At 48.2% G+C, this 25,133-nt stretch carries 17 protein-coding genes; 15 read left to right on the top strand and 2 right to left on the bottom strand.

From position 1 onward, the window contains the following. Positions 1-248: 248 nt before the first annotated feature. Positions 249-1,349, bottom strand: a complete 1,101-nt coding sequence (locus tag AC50X8_RS28010; RefSeq protein ID WP_494863585.1) for a DNA cytosine methyltransferase — start codon at positions 1,347-1,349, stop codon at positions 249-251. A 627-nt stretch (positions 1,350-1,976) separates the two neighbouring features. On the opposite strand from AC50X8_RS28010, the gene AC50X8_RS28005 reads away from it, so the two are divergent. The 14 genes from AC50X8_RS28005 (at position 1,977) to AC50X8_RS27940 (ending at position 20,550) form a co-directional block, all read left to right on the top strand. Continuing rightward, a complete protein-coding gene (locus tag AC50X8_RS28005) occupies positions 1,977-4,043 on the top strand; it encodes a stalk domain-containing protein (RefSeq protein ID WP_494882868.1) in 2,067 nt (688 codons plus the stop codon). Positions 4,044-4,226: 183 nt separating this feature from the next. Continuing rightward, complete coding sequence (locus AC50X8_RS28000) at positions 4,227-5,126, top strand: Rpn family recombination-promoting nuclease/putative transposase (protein ID WP_494882865.1); 900 nt, start codon at positions 4,227-4,229, stop codon at positions 5,124-5,126. A gap of 403 nt (positions 5,127-5,529) precedes the next feature. After that, positions 5,530-6,255: a copper homeostasis protein CutC gene (locus AC50X8_RS27995; protein WP_494882862.1), complete on the top strand. Its 726-nt coding sequence runs from the start codon at positions 5,530-5,532 to the stop codon at positions 6,253-6,255. A gap of 33 nt (positions 6,256-6,288) precedes the next feature. After that, positions 6,289-7,323: an asparaginase gene (locus AC50X8_RS27990; RefSeq protein ID WP_494882857.1), complete on the top strand. Its 1,035-nt coding sequence runs from the start codon at positions 6,289-6,291 to the stop codon at positions 7,321-7,323. Continuing rightward, positions 7,320-8,771, top strand: a complete 1,452-nt coding sequence (locus tag AC50X8_RS27985) for an alpha-L-fucosidase (RefSeq protein WP_494882852.1) — start codon at positions 7,320-7,322, stop codon at positions 8,769-8,771. Before AC50X8_RS27990 ends, AC50X8_RS27985 begins: the two co-directional genes overlap by 4 nt. Beyond that, positions 8,771-10,603, top strand: coding sequence for a glycoside hydrolase family 35 protein (locus AC50X8_RS27980; protein ID WP_494882850.1), 1,833 nt, complete (start codon positions 8,771-8,773; stop codon positions 10,601-10,603). Before AC50X8_RS27985 ends, AC50X8_RS27980 begins: the two co-directional genes overlap by 1 nt. A 106-nt stretch (positions 10,604-10,709) precedes the next feature. Continuing rightward, positions 10,710-11,576 carry a sugar phosphate isomerase/epimerase family protein gene (locus AC50X8_RS27975; RefSeq protein ID WP_056032405.1) on the top strand — a complete coding sequence of 289 codons (867 nt, stop codon included), beginning with the start codon at positions 10,710-10,712 and terminating at the stop codon, positions 11,574-11,576. A 56-nt stretch (positions 11,577-11,632) separates the two neighbouring features. Continuing rightward, the gene (locus AC50X8_RS27970) at positions 11,633-12,691 is read left to right on the top strand and encodes a Gfo/Idh/MocA family protein (protein WP_056032402.1); all 1,059 of its coding nucleotides are present in this window, start codon (positions 11,633-11,635) and stop codon (positions 12,689-12,691) included. A gap of 11 nt (positions 12,692-12,702) precedes the next feature. Continuing rightward, positions 12,703-14,151 (top strand): alpha-L-fucosidase, encoded by a 1,449-nt coding sequence (locus AC50X8_RS27965; RefSeq protein WP_494882842.1) that lies wholly within the window; start codon positions 12,703-12,705, stop codon positions 14,149-14,151. 294 nt (positions 14,152-14,445) lie between these two features. Beyond that, positions 14,446-14,703, top strand: a complete 258-nt coding sequence (locus AC50X8_RS27960) for a hypothetical protein (protein WP_494882906.1) — start codon at positions 14,446-14,448, stop codon at positions 14,701-14,703. Next, on the top strand, positions 14,624-15,478 hold the full coding sequence (locus AC50X8_RS27955) for an ABC transporter permease (protein ID WP_494882902.1): 855 nt from the start codon (positions 14,624-14,626) through the stop codon (positions 15,476-15,478). Before AC50X8_RS27960 ends, AC50X8_RS27955 begins: the two co-directional genes overlap by 80 nt. Before the next feature lie 18 nt (positions 15,479-15,496). Beyond that, positions 15,497-16,396, top strand: a complete 900-nt coding sequence (locus tag AC50X8_RS27950; protein WP_056032396.1) for a carbohydrate ABC transporter permease — start codon at positions 15,497-15,499, stop codon at positions 16,394-16,396. A 147-nt stretch (positions 16,397-16,543) separates the two neighbouring features. Further along, positions 16,544-18,181 (top strand): type 2 periplasmic-binding domain-containing protein, encoded by a 1,638-nt coding sequence (locus AC50X8_RS27945; protein ID WP_081418680.1) that lies wholly within the window; start codon positions 16,544-16,546, stop codon positions 18,179-18,181. Positions 18,182-18,336: 155 nt separating this feature from the next. Further along, positions 18,337-20,550 carry a helix-turn-helix domain-containing protein gene (locus AC50X8_RS27940; RefSeq protein WP_494882840.1) on the top strand — a complete coding sequence of 738 codons (2,214 nt, stop codon included), beginning with the start codon at positions 18,337-18,339 and terminating at the stop codon, positions 20,548-20,550. Between the two features lie 138 nt (positions 20,551-20,688). Here AC50X8_RS27940 and AC50X8_RS27935 read toward each other — a convergent pair whose 3' ends face one another. After that, on the bottom strand, positions 20,689-21,729 hold the full coding sequence (locus tag AC50X8_RS27935) for a LacI family DNA-binding transcriptional regulator (RefSeq protein ID WP_056032389.1): 1,041 nt from the start codon (positions 21,727-21,729) through the stop codon (positions 20,689-20,691). A gap of 155 nt (positions 21,730-21,884) precedes the next feature. Here AC50X8_RS27935 and AC50X8_RS27930 point away from each other — a divergent pair, with 155 nt between their 5' ends. Then, positions 21,885-25,115 (top strand): glycoside hydrolase 5 family protein, encoded by a 3,231-nt coding sequence (locus AC50X8_RS27930; protein WP_494882838.1) that lies wholly within the window; start codon positions 21,885-21,887, stop codon positions 25,113-25,115. Positions 25,116-25,133 lie beyond the last annotated feature (18 nt).

Below are 25,133 nucleotides of genomic sequence, written 5' to 3'. Positions count from 1 at the left end.
ACAGTTCGACAAAGTTCGTAAATATCCTCTTGAAATTTTTAACTTCTTTTTTAGAAGTGCATATTTAATAATTAAACTTTTAATGGTATCGTAAAATACTACATATATTAGAGGTCGTATTTGTTTCTATTTAATTCTTGTATGATAATTTAAAATCTCTATGTTAGAGACGGGAATTTTAATGATTTGGGTTGTGTAATTAAAAACAAGGAAGGCAGAGTTTCAAACTCTGCCTTCCTTGTTTTTAATTACACATAATGTTTTGTTTCGGTTTCCCCTATTTGTGTAGACATATTACTAAGTTCTAACTCTGAAGTAAGGGTTGAAATAATACTTCTACCAATTGCTTCAGCTATTTGAGGTGGAACTGCGTTTCCTATTTGCTGCCTAACTTCAGTTCTATTCCCAAAAAATCTATAAGAGTCTGGAAATCCCTGTAATCTAGCGGCTTCTCTAGGTGTAATTGCTCTATTTTCAAATGGATGACCGTATCGCCCACGTGTGAAACTATCAAATCCGCCAGTTATTGTTGGAGCATACCCATCCCACTTAAGACGTCCAAAGACATCGGGCCAACCACCTTTAGAACTATCGACATTTTGATGGCATTTTAATCTCATTTCAAATGGTATATTTTTCCATCCTCCTCCTTGAGGGACATATGAAAAGCGTTTTATGTTCATATATGACACATTTGCCCTATAGTGGTTATGATAATCTGGATGTTCATACTTTGCTTCCAGAGGAGGCTCGGGTAACTCGCTCAGTACTTCACCTACCGTTTTCCATACATTGGTTGTAGGTGAGGGGATTTGGAAAGAGGAAAAAATATCTTTTCTTTTTCCGATGATGATAAATCTTTCTCTTGTTTGTGCTAGTCCATAATCAGCACTATTATAAAAATGCGGATAAAGTTCGTAGTTTATCAACTGTTCTTCTACTGCTTCTATAAATATTTTTCCGCGTTTATGACCTAACATAGAGACATTCTCGAGCATGAAAAACTTTGGGTTTAATTCTCTAACAAGTCTTGTGTACTCCAAAACTAAATGATTACGTTCATCTCCCAGATGTGCTCCTCTTTTTTGTTTAGAAAAGCCTTGGCAAGGAGGTCCACCTGCAAATAAATCTAAGTCACTTATATCTACTCCTATACGATCATTTAGCATCTTGCCAGTTAATTTAGTGACATCCGCTTCGAAACATTTATCAGAGAGATTCTCTTTATAGGTTAAAACTGCTTGTGAATTATAATCAAAAGCGGTTCCAATGACGAAGCCAGCATTGTGTAGTCCTAGTCCTAGTCCTCCTGCACCACAAAAAGATTCAATAACAATAGGTTTTCTCATGTTGAACCTCCATCAGAATTACATACAATTAATATAGCATACTTTCTAAGAAGGGGATAATATGCTAATAATGAAAGCTGTATAATTTCTGAATCAATTTTTAACACAATAAACCTTGTATAGAATCATTATACTTTTTTGGTGTTTATTGATTCATAATTAGATATATTTCTCTATTTTTTGGATTTCGATTTACTTAGGGAGAATATTATTTGATTTCGGTGGGGGATTCAGTTTGTAAGTCTTTTTATATAAAACAGAGCTAACATAGAATAACTATTTGTGTGTCCTTTATGCTCAAATTGTATTTAAAAATGAAAGAGATACAACTCTCGCATATCTCAACCTTGTGTCATAATTAATCCTCTTCTATAATCAACAGTGCATAGACACTAATAATCTCATTCATATATTCCAGCTATATTAAATAATATGATACGTATTCTACTTTTTAGTCTAACAATAGACTATTCAGATAATATAAATGTCACTACTACAAATCAGGGATATTTTACTATAAACACTCTGTTTTATATGGTAAAGTGAGTATCGGCTACCATTTCCACTTAAAGGAATAAGCTGCAGATTATGAACCCATCATGTCTTACGAAAACGGAGTGAGAGAGTATGAATTTTAAAAAAATGGTTTTGTTGTTTATGGTTTTTATTATGTTTACCGGAGGACTAGAGTCTTGGACAGGGACGGCGAGTGCCTATACCCCGTTTGAGTATCGGCAAAACGATTACCTCGTTAATATCCTGGAAGATGGAGACGGACAAAACCGCGTATTTAAATTCGAGACTCCCAATAAAATTACGGCCAGTAATACCAAGCTGCGTCTGTTTATCAATGCCAGAGAAATTGAACCTGAGGAATATACGGTTGATTATGAGAGCTACACCATTACCCTTAATAAAGCACCTTATCCGGGATCAGAGCTTTCAATAAAATACGCAATCATTCCGACCTATGAATGGAAAGAAGGGATTTCGGGAGGGTCTTATATAGGAATTGCTCTCTCCTATGGGGATGATTCAACAAGGGTTTTTAAACTAACTACAAAATATATTATAAATTCGAGTAAAAAAGTCGTTCTCAAAATAGACGGAAACAAGGTTCCCAACTCGGAGTTCACTTTTAACCATGAGAATTATACCATTACCATATTAGCAAAACGCCAGGCACCTAGAGCTGATGAGGAAATATACTTTTATTTCCCTGAAACTTCAATCGCGGGTACCCAATCATCCTCTGGTGGGACAATAGAGGAGCCGATATCTGGCGGGACAACAGAGCAGCCTGCTTCTGGAGGAACGACGGTGAATCCTCCATCTGGAGAAACAGGGGAGAGTCCTGTCTCGGGTGGTACTGGATCTACAGGTACAGAGGCTGAACCAGAATTTCAACTGCTTGGGGGCGAAAGCTACCCTGGCTCTATTACGCTGAACAAAAATTATACGCTTACGGTTAAAATAACCATTCAGGCTAAACAACCAGCCTACACTTCCTATTTAATGGTCAAAAATGCAAGTGGTGAGGTCGTTAAGCGAATCAGAGTTAAAGCCGGCAGTACTTCAACCTATTCACTGAGGAAGATTGGACTGCCTTCAGGCGGATATTATGTTTATTTGAAAACCATTAATCAATCAGGTGGATTGGCAGCTTCTCTACCTATATTCGTTCCGATTAACAATGAAGCTAAACATATTAAAGTGTTTATTTCAGGATATATGCAAGCTTATGCACAAGCTCCAGTGAATACAAATGGGAATGTACTCGTTCCGTTCAGGTCCATTTTTGAATCGCTGGGGGCAAAAGTGGAATGGGACAGCACCACTCAAACCGTTACGGCAACGAAAGAAGGAAAAACCATCGTATTAACGATTGGCTCCAACATTGCCTATGTGAACGGTGTGGCTATAACTTTGAGCGCAGCACCGCAACTAATCAATGGAACCACAATGGTTCCTGTTCGATTCGTTAGCGAGGCACTAGGGGGATTGGTAGAGTGGAACGTGGCAGCTAATTCAGTTGTTGTATTTCAGAGTGAGCCGATTATCTCTACAACTGTAGAAAGTGAGAAGGAGGCGGAATCTGAAGCGACTAGTTCTTCGCCTATTTTAACAAAAATATCGAAAGGCATTACCGCTCCTACGGATATTGTTTTTGTCATAGACGTTACAGGCAGTATGGGAGGGGTCATCGATTATATAAAAGAAACGGTTAAAAGTTTTGTGGATTCTGTTCCAGCCGGCTCCAATTTTGCAATTGTTGCTTATCGGGATATTAATTATGTTGATCAAAACAAAAATCTAGAATTTTATTCTTTTACCAACAATAAAAACGAGTTAAAGACTAATTTAGATCAATTAAAAGCTGCCGGAGGAGGGGACGAGCCTGAGTCGGGACTCGATGCTATTTATATGGCAATGAACAAGCTATCGGGCAGAACGAATGCCAAAAGGATCATCTTTATAACGGATGCCTCTGTTCACGATAAAGGCACCACGTCAGCAAAATCCAGCTTCACTCTTAAGCAGGTAATTGCCGAGCTGAAAACGAATAAGGTTGTCCTAGATGCAATAGCTCCAAAAAGCGGATCAGCCTATAAGCAAATTATTCAGCTTGTGAATAGTAATAAGGGCAAGCTGTACGATATCGATGATGCTAGTACTATACTGTTAAACAAATAAGTTTTATTCCATATTTGGGCTTGATGGTTGAGGCCAAACAAACAATTGTAGCGGCAAGAGGTGCGCAGCCTACTTGGAACTGCCATACTTGATGAGGCAGCGTGTAAGAGCTGTTCTACACCTTTTTGCAAGGTTCAAATAAACGGAAAAATGATATAATAATAACGAATGGAGCTGATGCCGATGGATTTGTTGGACCCGCGTGTGGATTTTGTATTCAAACGGATATTTGGAAGTGAAAACAATAAAGATGTGTTGTTAGCTTTTCTGAACAGTATATTTATTGAAGCTGGAGAAACTCCGCTGACTGAAATTATTCTTATGAATCCGTATACGGATAAAGACGATCCACTCGATAAACAGTCCATTTTTGATGTTTATGCCAAGACCTCGGAAGGCAAACTAATTGATATCGAGATGCAGCTTTTCAATAAGTACGACATAGAGAAACGAACCCTGTTTTATTGGAGCAAACGGTATGCGAGTCAACTCAGTGAGGGCGATAAATATCCGGAGCTTAAGAAATGCGTGACGATCAACATTTTAAACTATTCGTTCCTGAAGAACGATCAATACCATAATGTGTTTCATCTGCGTGAAGATAAGACAGGAATAGCCTTAATTGACGATATTGAGGTTCATTTCTTAGAACTGCCTAAGCTGAGTGAGCGAATCGTTCCATCAGAGGGCGGGTTGATTAATTGGCTGCTGTTTTTGAAAGGGGCCCATACATCACAATGGGAGGTGCTGAAAATGAATGAGCCGAGCTTGGAGAAGGCGATGGATACGCTGCAATATTTGAGCCAGGATTCAGAAGCCAGACGATTATACGAGGCCAGACAGAAGTATTTGCATGATGAAGCATCCATGATGGAAAGCGCGATGCAGGCGGGCATGAAGGCAGGCATGGAGGAAGGTATGAAGGAAGGTATGAAGGCGGGTAAGGAGGCAGGCCTACAAGAGGGTATGAAGACGGGCATTAGGGAAGTGGCAGAAAATATGTTGCGCCTGAATCTGGACATTGCAACGATATCCAAAGCTACGGGTTTAACGGAGCAGGAGATTGCCAATTTAATAAAGTAAATAAAGATTGTTCTTGAAGGCTGTTTCCCTAGTTCTAGATTTTGAGCCTAATTCAACATGAAAAATGCAGTGCGCATCCTTTTGGGTGCGCACTATTTGTAGTTGCACATTCATATAAAAGGGGAATGAGCGGGTAGGGCCTCCCGCAAATTTAAACCGGGGTCCTCAAACAATTAATGACTTCTAATTGACGTTTACAGCGTAACCTATTAGACTGATGGTACATAACGATTATTATATTTTACATAACAAAAATAACAAGTATTTTGCGTTCAACAGCTATCACTAATTTAACCTATACGTGGATAGGGATCGAATTGCTTTTTGGAAGCTGGCTTTGGATAGATCTTGACCAAGGTGACTGGAGTGAGTGACCGGTGTGAAAAAGAAAGGCGGTGTTTTTATGACAAGTAGGCAGCCTTTATTAGAAGTAATTGCAGTGAATGAGGCAGACGCGAGAGCGGCAGAAGCGGGTGGTGCGGATCGCATCGAGCTGGTTTGCGCTATGTCGGAAGGCGGGCTCACGCCTAGCTTCGGTATTATCGAGCAAGTAGTTTCCAGTGTTTCGATTCCAGTGTACGTTATGATTCGGCCGCATAGCCGATCGTTCTGCTACAACGAGGACGACAGGAAGGCAATGAAAAGAGATATTCATATAGCTCGCGATCTAGGAGCATCCGGCATCGTTATAGGTGCTTTGACAGCTAAGGGCGAAGCGGATCTAGCGCTGCTGCAGGAGTGCTTGGCTGAAGCTCAAGAATTAGGCGTTACTTTTCACCGGGCGATTGATGAGAGTGCTAGCCTGACCCAAACGTTAGACGCCATAAGCGCTTTTTCCCAGATTGAACGGGTACTCACATCGGGTGGCAAGAGCACTGCCTTAGAGGCAATGAACGAATTAAAGGAACTATCCAAACGAGGTGGGGAACGCAACGTTGCAGTAATGGCCGGAGCAGGGTTGATCTTAGATAAAATCCATTCTTTCGTCCTGCATACAGGCGTTACGGAATTGCATTTTGGTTCAGGAGTGCGCCGCGATGGCAGCTTTCACTCACCTGTTGATTCGAATTTAGTAGCAAAAGCAAAGCAGCACCTTGTAAACGCAGCGAAAGAGCTTCACAACTTTTAATTCCCTAATCATAGAACAAGAGGTGATCCGGTTATGCAGATTATGGCACCGCATTTGGTAGAGGAATATAGAGGCGGCACGCTTGAAAATATTCATCACGGTCACATTTGCGGAATCGATGATCAGGGTAAGGTCATTTATCGTGTGGGCGACCCGGAATGGGTGTCCTATATGCGCTCTGCGGCCAAGCCTTTTCAGGCAATTCCGGCCTTTATACATGGCGTTCCTGATACTTACAGTTTGACGGACCCAGAAAAAACACTGATGACAGCCTCACACCGCGCTGAGCCTTACCAGGTAGAAGTGCTGGAAGCGATGCTTTCCAAAATAGGTATAGAGGAACGTTGTCTGATTTGCTCCGAAACGTACCCTTTAAGCATGCAGGCCCGCGATGCGCTCCTACTTCATAGTCAGCCGCCGCGTCGTCTGTATCACAATTGCTCAGGCAAGCATTTAGGCGTGCTCGCGTTATGCCAAGCAAAGGGATATCCACTAGAGGGATATGCGGACCCGGAGCACCCAGCGCAGAGAGAGATTTTACAGACAATCGCTGAATTCTCAGGGGCGAAAGTGGAAGAAATCCAGCTGGGCACGGATGGCTGCGGCTTTCCGGTGTTTGCGCTGCCCCTGCGGCAAATAGCGGCCATGTTCCTAAAGCTTGCTTGCCCGGATTTGCTGGAAGATCAGCGAACGCGAGAGGCAGCTGGGCAAGTAGGAAGGCTGATGAACGAAAATCATAATATGGTTTCGGCCCCTTGGTTCATATGCTCCAATCTGTTAAAGGATAGCAATATCGTGGCGAAGGGCGGTGCCAAAGGCATCTATGGGTTCGCGCTTCGCAAGGAAAGAGTGGCGTTCGCTTTGAAGGTGCTGGACGGCTCTGAGGAGGAATGGGCGCTCATTATTGCTTCCATTTTGGAGCAGATAAATTATAGCAATCGCGTTACAATTGACTTAATGTACCAGCTTGCGTCGCGGGAGCTTAAAAACGACAGCGGCCTTCTAGTAGGCACCAATAAAGCGGTATTTCAACTGAATCGAGTCGAGAAAGGTAGGCGGTCCCAATGAACCAAGCGCAGTGGGTAGAATCGGCGGCAAGCGTGTCGCCGTCAGAACGTCAGCTTAAATGGCAGTCACTGGAGTTTTATGCGTTTATTCATTTTACGGTAAACACCTTTACGGATCAGGAATGGGGCCTCGGCAATGAGGACCCGGCGATTTTTGACCCGACGGAGCTTAATGCTGATCAATGGGTAGAGGCTTGCAAATCCGCTGGGATGCGGGGGTTAATTTTAACCTGCAAGCATCACGATGGTTTCTGCCTATGGCCTAGCAAGTATACGGATCATACGGTAGCGGCAAGCCCTTGGAAAAAGGGTTCCGGCGATTTGGTGCGGGAAGTAGCCGAGGCATGCCGAAAGGGCGGAATCCAGTTCGGTGTCTATTTGTCGCCATGGGACCGGCATGAAGCCTCCTATGGAGATTCGGAGCGTTATAATGAATTTTTCAAAAATCAGCTCAGAGAGCTGTTGACGAATTATGGAGATATTTTTTGCGTGTGGTTTGACGGTGCATGCGGGGAAGGGCCTAATGGCAAAAGGCAGGTGTATGATTGGGACGGCTACTATGCGGTCATTCGCGAGCTGCAGCCCAATGCTGTTATTTCTGTCTGCGGCCCCGATGTGCGCTGGTGCGGCAATGAAGCAGGGCATACAAGGGCTTCAGAATGGAGCGTCGTCCCGGCCCATTTGCAGGATAATGAAAAAATTCAAGAGCAATCGCAGCAAGCGGATGATCGCGAGTTTGCAACCCGAATCAATTCGCAGGAAAGTGATCTAGGCAGCAGAGAGATCGTCAAGCAGTACGACGAATTAATCTGGTACCCAGCGGAAGTGAATACATCGATTCGACCCGGCTGGTTTTACCATGAAGCTGAGGATGATCAGGTGAAATCGCTGGAAGAGCTTCTGGGCATTTATAATGGCTCGGTTGGCGGCAATGCGACCTTCCTGCTGAATCTTCCACCGGATAAGCGCGGTCTTGTTCATGAGCATGATATAGAGCGCTTACAGCAGCTCGGCGACGCTTTGCGCAGCACCTTTGCGCATAATTTGGCAGCACAAGAGCAGGTGGAAATACAAGCATCGGAAACGAAGGACGACAATCACGCGGCATCGCAGCTGTTGAACGATGATGTGGATGCGTTCTGGTGTCCTCGCGAAGGGACGGAGCAAGCTTGGATCGAGCTGGATTTGCAGAAAGAGCAGCGTTTTGACCGAATTGTGCTCAAGGAGCATATTAAGGCGGGCCAACGAATTGAGCGTTTTCAGGTGGAATACCTAGAGGATGAAGACTGGAAGCTTTTATATGAAGGAACGATTGTTGGCTATAAGCGCATTTGCTGCTTCGAGCCGGTAACCGCGAGGAAAATTCGTCTCACCGTGCAACAATCGAGATGGTGTCCTACTTTGTCTGGGCTGGGTGTTCATTTGAGCAATCAAGGGGAGGCTGTTTAATGGCGATTTTTGAATGCAGGCAATCTCAGTTTTTTTATGATGAAAAACCGATACAGCTTTTATCAGGAGCTCTGCATTATTTTAGAATCGTCCCCGAATATTGGACCGACCGGCTGCAAAAGCTGAAAGCTTGCGGCTTCAATACCGTAGAAACCTATGTGCCGTGGAATTTTCATGAGCCCAAGCCAGGACAGTTCCGTTTTGATGGCATGGCGGATTTGGAGCGCTTTATTCAGACAGCAGGGGAGATGGGTTTGCTCGTAATTGTGCGAGCAAGCCCCTTCATTTGCGCGGAATGGGAGTTTGGCGGATTGCCTGCATGGCTGCTGGCGGATGACGAGGTTAAGCTTCGCTGCTATAACGAGAAATTTCTGGAGCGGGTGGACGCTTATTACGATGTGCTGCTGCCCAAATTACAGCCGCTCCTATGTACAAACGGCGGGCCAATTATTGCGCTGCAAATTGAAAATGAATACGGAAGCTATGGCAACGACGCCAGCTATTTGGAATATTTGCGTCAAGCTATGGTTCGTCGCGGGATGAATGTATTGCTGTTCACCTCTGATGGGCCTACTGACTCTTTGCTGCAAGGCGGATCGGTGGCGGGACAGCTTTCTACTGTGAATTTTGGCTCCGGCGTGAAGGGGGCCTTTTTGAAGTTGCGTGAATATCAGGCAGACCAGCCTGTCATGTGCATGGAATATTGGATTGGCTGGTTCGATCATTGGGGAGAGCAGCACCATACTAGAGATGCAGGCGATGTGGCGAGCGTATTCGAGGAAATGCTGGAGGAGAAGGCTTCGGTCAACTTCTACATGTTCCATGGCGGAACGAACTTCGGTTTCTATAATGGCGCGAACTGCCAGCAGAAGGATCAATATGAGCCGACGATTACGAGCTATGATTATAACTCGCTCTTAAGCGAATCGGGTGATCTGACAGATAAATTTTATGCGGTGCGAGCTGTCATCGACCGCTATATGAATCTTGGGGAGCTCAGGCTGCCAGAGCCTATTGGCAGAAGGGCATACGGTCAGGTGGAAATGATGGAGCAGGCAGCATTGTTCTCGCAGTTAGACCGGCTGTCTGCGCCGATTCGCCGAACGAATCCTGAACCGATGGAGAAGCTGGGTCAGGATTATGGCTTCATTTTATACCAGACAACGATATCGGGGCCGCGGGAGAAACAGGAGCTTGTCGTGCAGGAGGTACGCGATCGTGCGCTAGTATTTTTAGATGGAAAGCTGGAAGGTGTGCTGGAACGCGGCAATCAGGAGCAGACGGTGTCGTTCGAGGTGCCAGCAGAAGGGGCCGAAATTGCGATTCTCGTTGAAAATATGGGGCGGATCAATTATGGCCCGTATCTCAGAGACCCGAAGGGCATTACGGAGGGCGTCCGCTTTGGCTTTCAATTTTTATATGACTGGACGATCCATTGTCTGCCGCTTGATGATTTATCGCCTTTGCAATTTGCGGCTGAGATCACCGATGCCTTCGCTAGCACTAATTTCAGCTCTAGTGACAACGCTAGTACCAGCACTAATACCAGTAACAGCACTGCCGCTGCGCAGACGTCTCCTGCTTTTTACCGTGGGACTCTTCAGGTAGACGATGTGCAGGATACATTCCTGCGGCTGGAAGGCTGGACGAAGGGCGTTGCCTTCGTAAACGGGTTCAATCTGGGAAGATATTGGGACAAAGGGCCGCAGCAAACGCTGTATGTGCCAGCACCGCTTTTACGCCAGGGTGAAAATGTCATTGTCCTATTCGAGCTGCATGGAACGGCCAATCGGAGCGTAACGTTTGTAGATACCCCGGATTTGGGCGGCTAGACTGGAAAATAGAATAGTAGACGATTATTGCGAATTGTGTAATAACCGGGAAAAGGGTATACGTTGGTGTGAGGATACAAACATGCGGGAGAGGATGAGGGAAGAGATGAAGGTAGGACTCAGCACATACAGTCTTCAGCAAGCTTTGGACAAAAAAGAAATGACCGTACCGGATGCGATTCGCTTTATCGCCGAGCAAGGCGGGGAACATGTAGAAATCGTTCCTATTGGATACAGCCTGATCGACAATCCGGAGCTGGTTGAGCAAATTGTACAGACGGCCAAGGAAGTGGGCATCGATATTTCCAACTATGCTATCGGAGCCAATTTTGTTGCGCATGACGGCCCCGAAGCACTAGAGAGCGAAATTCAAGCTGTCAAGCAGCATGTTGATGTAGCGAGGGCGCTAGGCGTCACCAAAATGCGCCATGACGTCGCTTTCCGTCCCGCACATGAGGGAAGCGTAGCCCAGTTTGAAGCGGATCTGCCCCTTCTAGTAGAGGCATGCCGCACCATTGCTGATTATGCAGCAGGCTTCGGTATTACAACGAGTGTGGAAAATCACGGCTATTATGTGCAATCCAGCGAGCGAATTCGGCGTTTGCTGCATGAAACAGCGCGGGATAATTTCAAAACAACACTGGACATCGGCAATTTCCTCTGTGTGGACGAAGATGCTGTCAGCGCTGTGAAAAATAACATTCCTTATGCCTCCATGGTCCATGCCAAGGATTTTTACCTTAGACCCTCCTACCGCAATCCGGGAGCAGGCTGGTTTCAGACCGCGCATGGCAATTATTTGCGGGGGGCGATTGTGGGGCATGGAGATATCGATATGTTCGAAGTATTCCGCGTGCTGAAGCAGTCCGGCTATGACGGGTATATTTCCGTTGAATTTGAAGGCATGGAGGATTGCAGAACCGCTTCCAAAATAGCCATGGACAACGTACGCCGCTTCTGGCAAGAAGCGTAACCATCTAACTCATAAGCAAATGAATAGGCTAATAAGCAGATCATGGAGGGAAGAAAATGTCCAAATTAAAAGTTGCCGTCATCGGCGCGGGCTCTATATCCGATTGCCATTTGCAGGCGTATGCCAGCAATCCAGAAGTTGAAATCTACGCCATCTGCGACTTGAACGAAGGCCGGGCGCAGGAAATGGCGAAAAAATATAACGCGACTAAAGTGTTCACTGATTATAAAGAGCTGCTGGCGCTGCCTGAAATCCACTCGATCAGCATTTGTACATGGAATAATTCCCATGCCGAAATTAGCATTGCCGCCCTGGATGCGGGCAAAAACGTATTGTGCGAAAAGCCGCTCTGCCAAACCGTCGAGGAAGCGCTCAAAGTGGAGAAGGCGGTGCATCGTAGTGGCAAGCTCCTGCAGGTAGGGTTTGTAAGGCGTTATAGCGACAATGCCCAAATTTTGAAAAAATTCATTGAAGAGGGCGAGCTCGGCGAAATCTATTATGCGAAAGCCTCCTGTTTAAGACGACTTGGCAACCCTGGCGGCTGGTTCTCGGATATCGAGCGCTCCGGTGGCGGCCCAGTCATTGATCTGGGTGTGCATATTATTGATATTTGCTGGTATTTAATGGGCAAGCCCAAGGTCAAGTCGGTATCGGCCAACCTCTCCAATCGCTTAGGAAACCGTTCTAACATCCGCCATCTGTCGTTCTATAAAGCCGCTGACTACGATGCGAAGGATAATACGGTAGAGGATATGGCCAATGCGATGATTCGGTTTGAAAATGGCGCGAGCTTGCTGGTAGACGTCAGCTTCACGCTGCATGCCAAGCAGGACGAAATCTCCGTCAAGCTTTACGGAGACAAGGGCGGCGCGGAGCTTGAACCGGAAATTTCAATGATCGGTGAAAAATTCGATACGATCCTGAATATGACGCCGCAGGTGGATTTCAAATCCTTTGATTTCATGGGCTCCTTCAGCAATGAAATCAACCATTTTATCGACAGCACATTAGGACGCAAGGAGACGCTGAGCCCGGTAGAAGACGGCGTTGAAGTGATGAAGATTCTTTGTGCGATCTACGAGTCGGCTCGTCAAGGACGCGAAATTCAATTTTAGGAGCGATGGCGATGAGTGGGAGCGAACCAAAGGATATTTTGCTGGATCAGGAACTGAAACAGGAACTGGAACAAGAGCACGAGCAGGAAACGGACGTCGTTGAAGCTGGCGTCCACCATTTCAGCAAAGAGGACGAGTGGGTGAGGCCCGAGGAGCCGCTGCTGAATGAGCGATTGGAATGGTTCAAGGACCAGAAGCTTGGCCTAATGATGCATTGGGGTCCTTATTCACAGCTGGGGCTGGTGGAATCCTGGGCGCTGAGCGATGACGACGGAGATTGGTCCCGCCATGATGTGGATTGGACCGACGACATGGAGCACTTCAAGCGCGAATACTTTGATCTGAATAAAACATTCAATCCGATTCGCTTTCAGCCCGAGGTATGGGCGGATTTGGCCGCCGACAACGGCTTTAAATATTTTTTGTTTACGACGAAGCATCATGACGGCTTCTGCATGTGGGATACGCATACGACGGATTATCGCATTACGGGAGCGGATACGCCGTTTCATAAGCATAAATATGCGGACATTTGCCGTACGCTGTTTGATGCTTTCCGGGCGAGAGGGCTGGGCATCTCGGCTTATTTTTCCAAAGCGGACTGGCATACGCCTTATTATTGGGCGCCGGGCATGGAGCGCGGACATCATATGTGGCGCGGGCCTTCCTATGATCCAGAGCAGTATCCATGGCTGTGGGAGAAGTTCGTAGAGTTTACGCATGAGCAGATTATGGAGCTGCTGACGAAATACGGCCGAATTGAATGTCTCTGGCTCGATGCAGGCTGGGTGCGGGAAGGCCGGAAGGGGCAGGATATCCGTCTGGGCGAGGTTGTGGAGCGGGCGCGTAAGACGCAGCCATGGCTTCTAGCTGCCGATCGTACGGTTGGCGGGCCCTATGAGAACATTGTAACGCCGGAGCAGACGATTCCAGAGTCGCCGATGAATATTCCATGGGAAAGCTGCATCACGATTGGCAACTCCTTTGCGTATGCCTTCGATGATAAATATAAGACGGCTAGGCAGCTTGCCCATATTCTGCTGGAGGTTGTCGCCAAGGGTGGGAATTTGGCGCTGAACGTAGGGCCGCAGCCGGATGGCCGCCTGCCAGCAGGTGCGGTTAAGAGCATCAAGGAGCTTGGCGCTTGGCTGAATGTACATGGCGAGGGCATCTACGGAACGCGGATTTGCGGTCCTTATTTTACAGGAGATTGGGCATTTACTTGCAAGGATAATGTAACGTATGCCTTCCGCCTATACGCAAATGAAAATGAGGCGGTCGATCAGCAGCTCGTCATTCCATACTCAGGCCATGTGGAACGAATTGAGCTTGTTGGAGCGGATGATCAAGAAGTTATTGCGTTTACCCGAACGGAAGCCGGAGTGGCTGTAAAGCTGCCGCAAGCGTCCATTACAGAGCAGGCACCCATCACACAAACGTTCCGATTGTTAACATCGTAATAAGCATCATTCGAAATCCCGGGGGGAGAATCCGTGCCCCTCGGGATTTTTTTTGTGTGGCGTCCTCCTCCCCTCTGCCTGGCACCTCCGCTATCCATTGGCGAAAAAAGAGAGGAAAGCACCGTTTTTCCCTGATTTGACAAGGGTTTCTGGAATATGGAGAGGTGTGAGAAAAATGCAAATTGCGCAATTGGTCCAACTCAAGGTACGATCAATGCAAGAAAGCGCTACCTGATAGAATAGTTTACACAAATAACGCAATAACGAAGTCTGATCAAAAAAACAAGCTGTATAATGAATTTTGCGTCAGGTATTATTACATTAAAATATAGAGGGAATGATGCAGATGAGTCAGAACTCGGGAACGATACCAGCGCGAACGAAGCCCCAAAAAAGCATGAGCCAGAGCGGGCGCAAAATAGAGCACCCCTTCCTAAAAAGTCTCAAAAGGCATTGGCAGCTGTATTTATTGGTGCTTCCTCCGGTACTGTATTTATTGATCTTCAAGTACATGCCGATGGCTGGCGTGCAAATTGCCTTCAAAAACTATAGCGTTGTTCAGGGCATTTGGGGAAGCCCCTGGGTAGGTTTTAAACATTTTGAAATCTTCTTCAACTCTCCAAACTTTTGGCTGCTGCTCAAAAATACGATTGGTATCAGCCTCTATACGCTGATTGCGGGTTTTCCGATTCCGATCCTGCTGGCTTTGGCGCTCAATGAGCTGCGAACGGGCTATTTCAAAAAGACGGTGCAGATGGTCACCTACGCCCCGCATTTTATCTCAACGGTCGTTATGGTATCGATTATTATTTTGATGCTTTCGCCGCATGTCGGGGTCGTAGACCGGCTGTTTACCTTCCTTGGCATGACCATGACCAACTTTATGGGCATACCGGAATATTTCAAATCGATTTATGTATGGTCGGGTGTATGGCAGGGGATGGGCTATTCTTCGATTATATATATTGCTGCGCTTGCTGGGGTTGACCCCTCGCTCTATGAAGCGGCCCGAATGGATGGGGCTTCCCGGCTCAAAAAAATATGGCATATCGACATTCCGAGCCTCATCCCCGTCACCGTCATCCTGCTGATTTTGAATCTCGGCAGCATTATGGGCGTTGGCTTTGAGAAAATTTATTTGATGCAAAATCCGCTCAATACGAGCGCTTCGGAAGTCATATCCACCTATGTGTACAAGGTCGGGTTGATTGGAGCGAATTTCAGCTTCTCCTCGGCGGTCGGATTATTTAATTCAATCATCAACCTGATTTTGCTTATTTTGGTCAATGCGGTTTCCCGAAAAGTCAGTAAGAACAGCTTATGGTAAAGGAGGAGGAGGCCATCTATGTTTAATCGGAATCGAATTAAAGACCCACTCGGCGACCGCGTGTTTATGGGCATCAATTATTTATTTCTCGTGCTGGTGCTGATCGTCGTCGCATACCCGCTGCTCTATATCGTCAGTTCCTCCTTCAGCTCCTCCCGGGCGGTTACAGCCGGGCAAATATGGCTGCTGCCAGTCGATTTCAACATTAAGGCGTATGTGTCGATTTTTAAAAGCACGCAGCTGATGATGGGTTTTTATAATACGATCATCTACACGGTAGTCGGAACGGCGATCAATGTCATCCTGACGGTGATGCTGGCGTATCCGTTATCCCGCCGGACATTCTATGGCCGCGGCGCCATCATTATTTTCATGATGATTACGATGTTTTTCGATGGCGGCCTGATTCCGACGTACTTGCTGATGAAGGATCTTCACCTGCTCGATACCCGCTGGGCGATGTGGCTGCCGGGGGCGCTGGCGGTATTTCAAGTCATCGTCGCCAGAACCTTTTTCCAATCGTCGATTCCGGATGAATTGCGGGAGGCCGCTGAGGTCGATGGCTGCAAGGACATTCGTTATTTGGTCAGCGTTGTGCTGCCCTTGTCGAAGCCGATTTTGGCGGTTATGACGCTCATGTATGCGGTAGGCCATTGGAATGCTTACTTTGATGCACTCATTTATTTGCGCTCTGAAAACTTGTTCCCGCTGCAATATGTGCTGCGCAATTTGCTCATTCTAAATGCGGCCGACCCGGCGATGCTTGCCAATACGAGCCAGCAGCTCCGCGATCAAGGGTTCGAGCAGGTGCTCAAATACGCCTTAATCGTTGTAGCGAGCATCCCGATTTTGATTATGTATCCATTCGTGCAACGCCATTTCGTCAAAGGGGTTATGGTTGGTTCCTTGAAAGGGTAGGGCATTTGCCATAACTACCATCCGGAAGCTTTTGTGGAAGGGGGCGAAGGTCTGGCGGGCTTCCGGGACAGGGTTCAATATAGGGCAGTCACAAAATAGTGCAGTCACAAACATTTAAATGGCGTTCATTAAAAGGAGGAGTCTGGTTTGAAAAAATCTTGGATTTCGATGTTGTTGCTTGTTTTTACTACGGTAGCCGTACTGTCGGCTTGCAGCTCCGCATCCAGTAATAATACACAGAGCAGCGGTGGCAGCGGAGAGAGCACAGGGCCTGTAACGATGACTTTTTTTGCTCCACAAGGCAAAGCGCCTATGGAAGATAATGAATTCACGAAATTCATTGAAAACAAGTTTGACGTTAAGCTGAAATGGGATCTCGCTCCAACTGACGCGCTTCAGGACCGCAGGCAGCTGCTGCTGGCGAGCGGCGATTATCCCGAAGTATTCCTACACGGCAAGTTTACAACCTCAGACCTTCAAACATACGGTAGTCAAGGGATTTTCCTTGGGCTGAACGATTTAATTGCGAAGCATGCTCCGAATCTGACGAAGATAATGGAAGAAAAACCGTATTTCAAAGAGGCGATTACCGCTCCGGATGGTAAAATTTATGCCCTGCCTATTTTTAATGAATGCTATCACTGTACGTATGCGCAAAAATATTGGATCAATACCGATTGGCTCGACAAGGTTGGGCTAGAAATGCCGACAACGACCGATGAGCTGTACACCGTTCTTAAAGCTTTTAAAGAAAAAGACCCTAACGGCAATGGCAAAGCCGATGAAATTCCGCTTACAGGTGCTCCGAACAAATATGTATGGAACGGGAATATTGACGCTTATTTGATGAATAGCTTCATTTATAACGACAACGATAAATATTTAATCGTCAATGATGGCAAGGTTGATTTTGCCGCTAACCAAGAGGGCTGGAAGAAGGGTCTGGAATATATGCACAAGCTGTATTCGGAAGGCTTGATCGACCCGGCTGCTTTTACGCAGAATGATCAAGCGGTAGGACAGCTCGGCAACAGGGAAGGTGACGAAGTGGTTGGTTCCATTACGACTGCGCTCGTAAGCTACCTGGTCAATACGTATGATAAGACGATTACGCGCCATCAGCACTGGGATATCGTGCCTCCGCTCAAAGGGCCGGATGGTGTACAAACGACAGGCGCTACGCAAAGCGTAGGCGAATTCGAGTTTGCGATTACGAATAAAGCTTCGGAAGCGCAGCAAATTGCCGCGATTGAAATTATCGATTACATGTTCAGCGAAGAAGGCGCGCTTTATGCGGAATACGGCCCGACGGAGGGCAAGGGCTGGCAAATGGCAGGTGCCGATGAGAAAAATATTAATGGCGAGCCTGCCAAGTACAGCTACTACAACCTGCCTGAGCGCGATCCGAACGTCGTCGTTAACGAAAGCTGGTCGCAAATTGGCGCACATGATTTGTCCAATACGTTCCGCAACTTGTTCGTAGAAGGACAGGACCCTCTAGTGTCCGAAGGCTACGGCACTCGTCTGGCACAGGCGACGAATGTGTATGCGCCTTATGCGCCGAAGGAAGTGTATCCATCGAACGTCTTTATTCGTCCAGAGGATACGGAAGCTGCTGCTCAGCTGACAACCGCAGTTAAAGATTATGTACAGACGAATATGGCGCAATTTATCCTGGGCAACAAGAGCATTGAGAAGGATTGGGACAGCTATGTCAAAGGCTTCGATGGACTGGGCCTGAGCAATTATTTGGCGATCTACCAGCGTGCGATTGAGAAAAAATAAAACAGCATAAACGTTTATTCTCGGGGGCTGCTCCTTGTTGTCAGACATGACTCGGAGCGGTCTTCTCCTATGACGGTCCCGCTTCATCCTATATAATAAATGAATATTTTGAAGGTTGTTGTCACGTGTATAAAAAGTGAGGGGGGACCTCGGAGATGAACAACAATTGGTTTAGACGTTTGCTGCTGTCCTATTTGCCAGTCTTTTTTATTGTGACGACGATATTGTTTATTATTTTCTTTCAACTGTTCAATGAGCAAAATCGCAAAGAGGCTTTAAAGGCCAATGAATTTCTGGCGTCCCAAGTGATGCAGTATTTGGACAATTCGCTGCGCTCGATTGACTTTAAAGTGCTGCGGGAAATTTTGACGAATCCGGATTTGAAAAATTATTATACGGCTGCTGGCAGCAATGATGTGTACGCTGGCATTCAGGTTCTTGACGTTATTGATGAGCTGAAAATCAATTTCCCATTGATCGATTCCATTTATTTGGTTCGGTACAAGGACGATATCGTATTCAGCAACGGGAAGGCGGTACCGATTGAGGAGTTTCCAGATGCCTCTTTTATAGAAGAAAGCCGCAGCAACCCGACGCGAAAATGGGTGGATTTCAGAAATTTCAAAGCTCTTCCTTCGCAATCGGCGCAGCAGGTCGTAACGCTTGTTCGCGGCATGGAGGGCGGAACTGGCCTTGTGGTCGTCAATGTGGATTTGCAAACGCTGCGGAAGTCGATTATGCAAATGTATGATCCCGAATACACCTTCGTCAATGTGATCAGCAGCTCTGGCGGGAATTTGTGGGATGAGCAGACGCCTCAAGGCGCGGGCGCTAAGCCTGCCTCTGGTGAGGTTTTCTCAACCTTTACGTCCAGCTACAGCGGCTGGAAGGTAGAGACGGGTATTAATAACGGGAAAGTCGTTAAATTTGCGCTGCAATTTTATAATATATGGTTTGCTTTCGCGATCGCAGTTGTTCTAATCGGCGTCATTTGGGTTATTTACGTCACTCGGAGAAACTACAAGCCTATCCAGCAAATCGTGACGCTGATTCAGACGGTCGCCTCGCAAAAACAACCGGGAACGAGCTCTGCGAAAGAAAATGAGTTCCGGTTTATTCAAAACACGCTTGAGAGGATGATCGATCAAACGAAGCAATATCAAGAAAAATACGAAGAAAATCTGATTTTGCAAAAGAAATATTTTTTTCAGGAGCTGCTTGAAGGAACGCGCCGTTTCACGGGCAGCGAGCTGCAGGCTGAAATGGCGAAGTTTAAGCTCCCGGAGCTGGATAGCAGATGGATGGTCATGGTTGTGGAAATTGACCGTTATCCGCAATTTGCCGCTGATTATCATCAGCATGATCAGACGCTGCTCAAGTTCGTCCTTTCCACTGTGCTGCAAGAAAGTGCCCAGCAGGAAGGGGCAGACGTATGGGCGGAATGGATTTCAGAGCGCCGGCTGCATGCGATTCTTTGGCTTTCCGAAACGGCGTTGTCTGAACAGATTGAGCGCAAGGTGCTGTCCGGCTATTTGGAGAAGGTTGGGCAGTATTTGAACTTCACCGTTACGATTGGAACGGGAGGAGTTGCGAGTGATCTGCGAGGCTTGAGAGCATCGCTTAAGGATGCGTCCCATGCTCTGGGCTATAAAGCGGTGTTGGGCATGAACCGGGTGATCTTGCGCGGGGAAGTGCCGGATTCCAAAAATGATGTATATGAGTTTCTTAAGACAATTTCTCTGTTCGTGCAAGCGATGCGGCTGTCCGATGAAACGTGGGAAAAGCATTTTGAACGTTTGTTTGATCAAATCAGCGCCTCCGTATTGTCCCGTCAGGAAATGATGAACACGGTGCAGCTGCTGTTCCAGCATTATAATCGGGAATTCGCTGAGCTGCCTCGTGAATACCAAGACCTGTGGTCGGCTTCGTTCGACCGTCTTCTTCGCGGGCTGGAGGAATGGGAAGTGCTAGATGATCTGCGGCTGCTCTGCTGGGAGACGTTTCGGGAGCTGGCGGAGCAGATGCAGGCGATGCGCTGCAGCAAGAAGCATCGGACGCATATTTTAGAAATCCGCAAATACGTGGAGGAAAACTATAATAACCCCGAGCTTTCGCTGAATTATTTAAGCGATCTGTTTGATATTAACCCGAAATATTTAAGCAAGCTGTTCAAGGATGAAGTTGGCGAGAAGTTCGTCGATTTGCTCATCAGCCACCGTATAGAGCGGGCGAAGCAGCTTATGCTGGAGACGGACAGGGCGATTCAGGAAATTAGCGAGGAAGTGGGCTATACCAACTACAACTCCTTTAATCGGGCGTTCAAAAATGTAGTAGGCGTAGCGCCAAGCGATTACCGCAAGGCGATATGAACAGATAGCAGGGAGCGGCGCGGGCAGCCCACGCAAAAATAAACGGCGATCGTTCATTGTGAATACGCAAAAAAACGATCGCCGTTTGTCTTTTATAGGGGGAAAGCCGCTGTTCAAGCTTATACGGAAATACACTGCTTAAGCGGAGTCTCGCGGAATTAAGGTGGCGCTGAGATGCAGCCGCTCCATCGGTGTTCCTGGACGTTCAAGGCGGCGCGATAGCGCTTCGATCGCGCGGCTGCCGAGCGCCTCCTTGCTGAGGTTCACGGTAGTGAGTCGAGGTGACGTATGGGCCGCTGCCTCTACATTGTCGATACCCGACACGCGCGTCTCCTCGGGAATCGCTACTCCCATCCTCTGCAGCTGCTGCATCCATTGCATGGCAATGTCGTCATTAGCGCAAATCCAGGCATCTGGGCGCTGCTCCGGTGCCAGCTGGGCAAACCGTTCTGCGGCAGCAGCGAGCCATTCCTTCTCTTCATAGGCCAGCTCCCACTCCTGCAGCTTCGTATCCGGGCCGCCGTAGCGCTCCATTGCGGTCCTTACGCCGATTCGTCTTTCGGCAAAGCTGGCAGAACGGCCATCATCACCGAGAAAAATAAGACTTCTGCATTTCTGAGCGACCAGCAGATGATGGGCAATAAGAATTCCCGCTTCTATATTCGCATGATTGACCGAATCCACATCAAGCAAAGGCTCATTATGGTCGAGCAGCACCAATGGCTTGCCTGTACGAGCCATAAGCTGAAGGGCCGCATAAGGATATGCGCCCATGACGATGAGCCCAAGGCAGCTGTTCCAGTCCAAGTGCGGCGCGATAATTTCCTGCGGCGATAAATCGGATACGGCCGGGAACGAGACCGGCTGGGAGACGATGACATGAGGCCACCCTCGCTCGCTGCAGCCGGAAATGATTCCTTCGAGCACTCGCTGCCAATAAAAAGGATCGACTCGGTTGGAAGGATTCATGCAGATTAGGACAAAGGAAGAGGCAGCGTCGGGAGCGGGGGAAGGCGACTTCTGGGAAGGAAGCCCGTAGCCCAGCGTCTTGGCAAACTCTAAAACCCGCTCGCGTGTGGCCTGGCTGACACCAGATTTCCCGCTGAGCGCGCGGGATACTGCATATTTGGATAGGCCGAGCTGGTCGGCGATCATTTGGATCGATACTTTACGTGGCATGTTGTTCTCCTTAGGTGATAGGACTAACAAACGTCATGCTAAAATCACGCTAAATAACAGCGTTGACGTTTGTTGGCAAAAGTTATAGACTGGCTTTATCATAACGTTATTATATAATAACCTAACAAAAATAACAATATTCATTTGGAGGGCCCATGAAAATTTTAGTGTTTTACGATGAAGCATTTCCTTACGAGGGCGTGCGTCCCTCGCAGGAAGTAAGGAAGAAGCTTTCCGTATGGGCTGAAGTCGCCGATGCACATACGCTATCCGATCGTTTGGCAGAGGAGAAATGGGAAACGCTTATTCATTTGCACGGCCCGTATTTTCCAAAATCCGCATGGAGCGGCGTGAAAGCCCATCTGGACCGAGGAGGCGGCTTGCTTCATGCAGGCGGTGCCCCTTTTCGCAGGCCAGTTGTGAAAGTTGGGGCCGGCTGGAGAGTGGAGCGGGAGCAAACCGCGTATCATCAGCTCATGAATATCCATGACACACTGCCAGCATCCGTTCAGAAAGTAGTGCGGGCAGCCGCATCGGCCGAATTCCCGCTGCTTCTGGGGCGCGAAGCGCTTTTTGGCATTGAACCGACGTGGGGACTGACGCTGCATGCGACAAAATCAAGCGATATTCCCGCCGAGATGGGCTCGGGTGGCCCAATGGATGCTTTTATTTACCCGCTGCTTGTTGGCGTGGATCATGATGGGCGCGAAAGGGCTGCTCCGGTCGTTCTGCTGGAAAACATGAAGGGGAGTTTTGCAGGAGGCCGCTGGATATTGATTAATCAGACACTGGGGCAGTCATTTTGGGACGGTGCGGGTGCTGCTGACACAGCGGACACTGCGGACACTGCGGACACTACGGGCATTGCGGGTGCTGAGCTGCTTAAGGAGCTCGCTGAATATGTTGGACGAGGCGTCACAGAATTGTGGCTGAAGCTCAATTACGCCGCTTATGAGCCGGGTGAACAGCCTATTTTGACGCTTCAATTGCAGTCGTTGTCCCGTACCTGCTTAATGGAGCAAAACTGGACGTTCAAGCTGAAGGTAGAGCGTGAAGGACAGACCTCGGTCTGGGAAAGTGCGCTGCAAGCGGAGACGGGGCCGCAGCGCCGGGATTTGCAGCTGCTCCGCATTTCTGTGCCAGTACCAGCAGTGGCGGGCCTTCACTCGATCACCTGTGAAGTCCGCTCAGATGCAGGCGAAGTCCGGCTGATGAAGCAGGCTTATTGGGGAATGGACAGGGAATTGCTGAACAGCGGGGAGCTGCTTGCCTGCGGAAGAGACTATTTCTACCGCGGCGGACGCCCTGTGCCTATCGTCGGCATGACGTATATGGCTTCCGACGTGTCGCGCAAGTTTCTCCATTTGCCGAATGTGAGCCGCTGGGAGCGGGATATGGCAGAGATGCGAAGGGCTGGAGTCAATCTGATACGGACCGGCATTTGGACGGGCTACCGGAATATGATGTTCGCCGATGGGCATGTCGTCGAGGATGTGCTGAGGGCTATCGACGCTTTCCTGCTTACGGCAAAGCGGAATGAGCTGGAGGTCACCTTTACCTTCTTCTCGTTTGCGCCCGAGGCGTGGGAAGGAGTTAATCCGTATTTGGACCCGAGGGCTGTCGAGGCTCAAAAACGGTTCATCGCTTCCATCGTCTCCCGCCATCAAGCCACGACGCACGTCCATTGGGATCTGATCAATGAGCCTTCGTTATTCGATCCGGCTCGTGTGTTCGAGGGGCCTAGATCGCTTGCAGACCGCTATGAGCGGGCAGCGTTTTCCGAGTGGCTGGAGGAGCGCCACGGCGGCGACCTTGTCCGGCTTCAGGAACGATGGAATATGACTCCCAGAGAGCTGCCATCCTTTGAGGCGGCGATGCCGCCGGACCCGGGCGATATCCATTTTGACAGTGTGCTTTTGCCGAAAAAATGGGGGCCATGGCTGGACTATTCGCTGTTCACTATGGACATGCACAATCGCTGGGCGCTGGAGCTGGCCTCCACCATTCGCAGCTCCAATCCGCACCAGCTTGTGACGGTTGGGCAGGATGAGGCGCTGGGCGGGCAGCGTCCTTCTCCCTTTTTCTACGGTTCCGTAGTCGATTATACGACGGTACATAGCTGGTGGCTGATGGATCAACTGGTGTGGGACGGAATTTTCACCAAAACGCTGGATAAGCCAAACTTGACCCAAGAAACCGGCATTATGCATATTCAGCGCCCGGATGGCATGGCGAAACGCTCGGAGGAAGAGCTGCATCGCATTTTGGAGCGAAAATATGCCTACGCCTTCTCAACTGGAGGCGCCGGAGCGGTGCAATGGATATGGAATATTAATCCCTTTATGAACAATGCGAATGAATCGAATATCGGGGCCCTTCGGGCCGATGGCACCCAGAAACCTGAAACGGATGTGACGTACGATTTTGGCCGCTTTATGCAGGGCATTGGCGGACTGTTTGAGGGGCGGGTATTGGAGGACGTTGCGGTCGTATACCCGTATTCTAATGATTTTTCGAGCCGAAAGCTGGCTTTCGAGGCTACCTCGCAAGCGGTAAGGGTGCTCACCTTTGGCATGAACATACATCCTCGAGGCGTGGGCGAATACCAGCTGGAGGAGCTTGCGCGCCAGCCAGCTAAGCTCATTATCGTGCCGAGCGCCCATAACTTTAGCGACGAAGCGTTTGAGCAGCTCGTTAGTCTGGCGAGGAAAGGCAGCACCGTGCTATGGACGGGGCCGCTCCGCTTGGACGCTTATTGGGGCGCTGCCAATGAGCGGCTTCGGGCTGAGATTGGCGAGACGGTGCCCGGCAATGTGCGTCGTGAAGAGGCGCTGCTGCTAGGCGGCAAGCGGCACAGCGTATCGTTCGGCGGACGCAAAATCGGGCAGCTGGCTATCGATCGGCCGATTTCGCAGTTTGGCAGCAGTAGCAGCAATTCTAGCAATTCCAGCAGTGCAAACAGCGCCAGCAATACCAGGAATGCCATCAATGCCGGCCTAAGTCTGGTCAGCATGGCGCTCGGTGCAGGCAGCTTCATCTGGTGTCCGCTGCCGCTGGAGCTGAATGACAGATGGGAGCCGCTGCAAGCGCTGTATGAAGAGGCGCTGCGTGCTTCTGGCGCCGAGATGGAGCTGGAATGGCTAAGCGGCGGCGACGCTCCGGGCGTTTATGGCCGGAAGCTGCAATTTGATGAAGGCAATCTTTATATTTTTGTATCCGAATATAGCAGTGATATGGAACTGGAGATACGGGACCCGTTGACGGGCACTCAATATGCGTTTGTTTTGGAACAGGAACGGACGGTCATGTTTGCCGCTGACCATGAAGGACAGCTATTGTCGGTGTATCGCCCCGAGCAAGTGAGCATCAGAGCTTTCAAACGCTAAATCAACCCAGAAGGAGAT

Source organism: Paenibacillus sp. JT22N15, assembly GCF_059383755.1.
Note: the sequence above shows the minus strand (reverse complement) of the source record. Positions and strands in the feature narration are given on the sequence as shown.